Origin of the sequence: uncultured Lactobacillus sp. (assembly GCF_945290125.1) — a bacterium.
Lineage (GTDB): Bacteria > Bacillota > Bacilli > Lactobacillales > Lactobacillaceae > Lactobacillus > Lactobacillus rizhaonensis.
Map to the genome: position 1 here is coordinate 1 of NZ_CALYQV010000089.1, position 5,519 is coordinate 5,519.

At 35.9% G+C, this 5,519-nt stretch carries 4 protein-coding genes; all 4 read right to left on the minus strand.

Annotated features, from left to right (window positions below; all coding sequences use genetic code 11):
* Positions 1–679: class I tRNA ligase family protein (locus Q0K80_RS09760; protein ID WP_294605851.1), on the minus strand; the 679-nt coding region annotated here is incomplete at its 3' end.
* 268 nt (positions 680–947) lie between these two features.
* Complete coding sequence (gene thiI, locus Q0K80_RS09765; RefSeq protein WP_294605853.1) at positions 948–2,165, minus strand: tRNA uracil 4-sulfurtransferase ThiI; 1,218 nt, start codon at positions 2,163–2,165, stop codon at positions 948–950.
* 6 nt (positions 2,166–2,171) lie between these two features.
* On the minus strand, positions 2,172–3,329 hold the full coding sequence (locus Q0K80_RS09770; protein WP_294605855.1) for a cysteine desulfurase family protein: 1,158 nt from the start codon (positions 3,327–3,329) through the stop codon (positions 2,172–2,174).
* Positions 3,330–3,492: 163 nt separating this feature from the next.
* Positions 3,493–5,208 (minus strand): septation ring formation regulator EzrA, encoded by a 1,716-nt coding sequence (ezrA, locus tag Q0K80_RS09775; RefSeq protein WP_294605857.1) that lies wholly within the window; start codon positions 5,206–5,208, stop codon positions 3,493–3,495.
* Between the last annotated feature and the right edge of the window lie 311 nt (positions 5,209–5,519).

Sequence of the window (5,519 nt, forward strand, 5' to 3'; positions counted from 1 at the left end):
TATCACCAAACATGGTTTCTGGACGAGTAGTTGCAATTTCAACAAACCCAGAACCGTCAGCAAATGGATATTTAATATGATAAAAAGCACCTTTATCGTCTTGGTGAATAACCTCGATATCACTTAGAGCTGTTTGCAGCTCAGGATCCCAATTGATAATGTATTCACCACGATAAATTAATCCTTCTTTGTAAAGTTGGACAAAGACGCGGCGAACTGCTTTTGACAAGCCCTTATCTAATGTAAATCTTTCACGTGAATAATCTAGTGACAGACCCAGTTTTGCCCACTGGCTCTTGATAATAGCAGCGTATTCATCCTTCCAGTCCCAAACTTGTTTAACAAAAGCTTCACGGCCCATTTCATGACGGTCTTTACCCTGTTTGCGTAATTTAGCCTCAACTTTAGCCTGAGTTGCAATTCCAGCATGATCCATTCCCGGAAGATACAAAGTATCATAACCCTGCATTCTTTTAAATCTAATTAACGTATCCTGAATTGCTGTATCCCAGGCATGACCTAAATGAAGCTTACCAGTAACATTTGGCGGCGGAATAACAATAGCATACGGATGTGCTTTTTTATCTCCAGATGGCTTAAATAAATCTTGATCTAGCCATTTTTGATATCTACCCTGTTCAACCTCGCGTGGGTCATATTTTGGTGCTAAATCTGTCATAGTTTTCCTCCCAATAAAAAAGTCCTAGACAAAATGTCTAGGACGATGTGATTAACCGCGGTACCACCTAAAGTTAAGCAGAATAAATTCTGCCTCTCTTAAAAATGATAACGGCGAATTTGCCGGATCAGCCTACTGTTAGTTCAGCCAATCAGTCCAATTGAGCTACCAATTAACCTTCATTCGGCCTTTCACCATCATCAGCCTTTCTCTATATATAAGGTTAATACCTCTCAATTATTGCTTTGGGCGTATTATAACACGTTTTTTATAGTAATGCAGCATCTTCTTCTGCTTTATCTGCTAAAAACTTATCATTAGGATAAATTGAAGTCACTTGTATACCAGCTAAAGCACGGTCAATTAGTCCTTCAACATCCAGATGATTTTCAAATTCTCGTGCTTTATCGATTTTTGGTTTAGTTTTGGGACGAGGAGGGGCAAAAATTGTACAGCAATCTTCAAATGGCTGAATAGATAAATCAAAAGTACCAATTTTTTCAGCCAAATTAATGATTTCAGTTTTGTCCATAGTAGCAACCGGTCTGACAACAGGAGTGGTCGTCACATCATTAATTGCGGCCATTGATTCCAAAGTTTGCGAAGCCACCTGACCAACGGATTCACCATTAAAAATAGCCAGACCTCTTCTTTTAGCTCTAATTTTATCTGCTAACTGCAACATGAATCTTCTTTGCACAGTCATTAAATAGCCTTCGGGAATTTTTTCTTTAATGGTTTCCTGAATTTCTGCAAATGGCACCGCAATAAAATTGATCTTGCCTGCATAATTAGCCAAGATACCAGTTAACTCTTTAGCTTTATTCAGAGCTTTTTCAGTAGTATAAGGTGGACTATAAAAATGGACCATTTCAATATCGACACCACGCTTTAGAGCCAAATATGAGGCTACTGGTGAATCAATTCCGCCAGATAACATCATAACAGCACGTCCACCAGTTCCAACTGGCATTCCACCTGCACCGTGAAGTAACTGATTCGAAATATAGACAGCATCCTTGCGTACTTCAATTCTCAGAACAATGTCAGGGTGTTTCATTTCTACCTTTAAATTCTCCATATTATCAAAGAGATAATCACCCACCATTTTATTCAACTCATTGGTATCGTATAAAAATTGATGATCACTGCGTTTAGTGTTGACTTTAAAAGTCATTCCCTTTTTAAAGGTTTCTTTCATTAAAGCTAGAGCAGTTTCTTCAATTTTTGCCAAAGTTTTTTCAACTTTGATAGTCGGTGAATAAGTTTGGATACCAAAAACCCTTTTTAAACGTTTATCAACTTCTTCAAAAGGTGCATCATTTAAAACTATATGCATGCGGTCATGGCGCGGGTATATTTCGACTTGCGGAAATTCGCGTAATACTTTAGTCACATTACCAGCTAAGCGACCAATGAAATCTTTACGATTCTTTCCTTTGGTTGACAGCTCACCGTAACGTACCATTATTTCAGTATATTTCATAAAAAATTATTCTCCTAAATGATTAATTCTGGCAAAATGATGGTAAATTTTATCAAAGACTTTAATAAATTCATCTGCTTCAGCAAGAGTATTAGTTTCATCAAAACTAAGACGAATCGCACTAGTCGCTACTTTATCATCAACATGCATTGCAACTAATGTGCTTGCTTGATCAGTCTTAGTAGAAGAACAGGCCGAAGTAGTTGAGGTATAAATATCATACTCTTCAAGTGTATGAACAAGAGTCTCTCCTCTAATACCTTCAAGAGCAAAACATAAAATATGAGGGGCAAAGTTATCATTCAATGGTGAAAATATTGTGATTCCTGGTTTATCTTGTAGATACTTTACTATTTTGGCTTTAATAGCAGCCTCACGTTGAGCATTTTCCCGTTCATTTTCTAAAAGCAAGCGCACTGCTTTAGCCATCCCCGCTATTGCCGGCAGATTTTCAGTACCTGAACGCAAACCCTTTTCTTGACCGCCACCATCATGCAAGGGATCAAGCATCTTGCCCTCCTTTTTATAAAGGATTCCGGTACCTCGTGGTGCATGAAATTTATGTGCTGACAGACTAGAAAAATCAACACGAGGAGTAAAAACACGAGGCCAAATATTTTTACCTAATGCTTGCACATTATCTACATGAAAACTTACGGTTGGATAGTTAGTTAATAAATCACTAATTTCATCGATTGGCTGAATAGCACCAATTTCATTATTAACGCCCATTATTGAAACCAAAGTTGTATCAGAATCTAAAGCATTACGTAAATCATTTACGCTAACACGCCCTTCTTTATCAACGGGTAAATGGGTTACACGAAAGCCAATATACTCTAAAGCGTAAAAAGCATTGGCAACAGAAGCATGTTCAACACTTGAGGTAATGAGATGCTTGCCAAATTCCCGTTTTTGAAAAGCAGTTCCTTTTATTGCCCAGTTGTTTGACTCGGTTCCACCAGAGGTAAAGAAAATTTCATCCTGTTTTGTGCCTAAAAGATTAGCAATTTGCTTACGTGAACTCTCTAAAAGTTGGAATGCACGGTCTCCCAGTTTATGTAAACTCGACGGATTGCCCCAAATTGTTTGAGCTACTTTATCATATGTAGCTAAAACAGCAGGATCGATCTTAGTCGTGGCGCTGTTATCAAAGTAAATCACGGAATTTCTTCCCTCCCAAAACACTACATGATCAGCTATTAACTTATAAATTGTAACTTAAACTCTTGTCAGCTTCAATTATTTATTCATGAGCCTAAAAAAGCTTTAAAATTGTTTTTAAAATTTTAAAGCTAAATATTTTTCCGAGGAATTATGATTTCTATCAGCTATTTTTCTTATCAGAATAGTACAAGTTTTCTAAGCGTTGATATGAACCCGGCTCAACTTTTTCAATAGCTGTTGCAATGGTGTCCAGAGCATCTTTATAGTTATAATCCTGTTCATAAAGTTGCATTGCCTTTTTCTGAGCGCTTTTAATGGAACCATTATTGGAATATTTATTAGAGTATTGCAAAGTAAGTTGAACTAGATCTGCAGAATTGATGATATCATCTGCTTCACGTTTTAACCTTTCAACATCATCAGAAATTTGAATTAATTCCTGAGAAATCTTTTCCATGTTTAGCCTTACCTGACTCAATTCTTTTGCTACATGACCTATCTCATTGACAACCAAAGTATACATTTGAACAAAAGTATCAGGATTACCAGGGATCTTTTTGCGTTCCAAACGCCGATAAACTAGAGAAACTTCCTGTTTAAAGCGGTTGATCGAATCATTGGCTACATTTTCAGAATCATAAAGACCATCAACGTCTTGGGACATTTTCTTTTGTTCATCACTAATTTCACGTAATCTTTCCAACATGCTCAACCACGATGACTTAATTTTGGAATAGACTCCCTTCCCATCAGCAACATTTTGGGTATCGACCGTATATTGCCGCTCCATATCACTAACTTCCTGTTCCAACTTTCTACTAGTGGCAAGTTCATTGTGAGTAAGCTCATAACTCTCATCAATGTGGCGCAATTTTGCGACTAATTTTTTTGATTCCACTTGTTCGTGAGCAAGAAGACGCTGGATTTTATCTTGATTCTCTTCTACAAATGGTCTTGCTTTATACTCTTTTGCTAAAATATCATAGAGAGCAGAAATTTCTTTTTTGATTTCCGCATTTTTTTCTTTTAACTCGGAAACTTTAAGCTCTTTTAGCGAACTATTTGCATCAACTACTTGTCCTCTAATTTTTTTAATCTCAGCCAAAACATCAACCTGAGTTATGTAATATTTAGAAGACATCATCTTCTTATAACTATCAGATAGTTCACTCAACTGATCTTGGAAAACTTTATTAAGTTGATGACGAGCATTTCTGATTTCGGGCAGGATAGACCTAATGCTAGTCAAAGCAGCTTTGATTTTTGACAAAATTCGCTTTGCTTCAACCTGATCTCCTTGAGCAGTCAAACTCTTGGCTTCCGAAAAGTCATTTTCAATATTTGTCAATTCATTTTCAATCTGATCCAGAGCAGCACCATAATCATATGAATTTGCAAGAATGTCTTTACGCATTTCTTTAAAACCATTAAACAAGTCACTATACTTCTTTTGATTCTCACGGTTTGATTCAAGTAATTCTGTAAATACTTCCTTAGTATTCTTGGCATCTTTGTATGTTGGACCCATAATTTCTTGAGCTTGTTTAATATTTTTATGAGCCTTAAGTAAATGATAGTGTGTATTTTGCTCAGCCGCCTGTTCAAGAAAGTTCTGCGCTGCAGGAATTTTTTTTGCCAATGCCTGCTCGTAGTTTTTACGCCAGGTAGTTAATGTAGTCAAACTTTCACCGGCTAAATCCATTTTATCCAGACTGACAATATCTGTTTCTAAATGCATTTTATCAATTTTGGTAATCAAATCGTCTAATTCAAGAATTTGCCTTAATTGGCGTCGATTGATTATTAACATAACGGCTATAATTATAATGATGATTAAAATTGCAATGATTACAACTATGGATTGAGTTGGTGACATAATTTTCCTCCAAAACTACCCCAATTATACCAAACTTCTACATTATTGTGGTCAAGAGTTTTTTTAGCTAATAAAATTCATTATTTAAATAAATTGTGCTAACAGATATTTATAAATGTTTCTTCAAATAAAAGCAGTATACTAGTATTAGCAAGTTGATATCAGGGCTTTTATCTTTTTTAGTTAAAGTTTTAAGCATTAAAGCAATTGATGTTTTCCTTGCTTTAATAAGGTAATACAACTATAATATAGAACGTGTAAAATATTTGCAGCTATAAGTGACAAGAACGTCAACATCTTAATACGTTTAA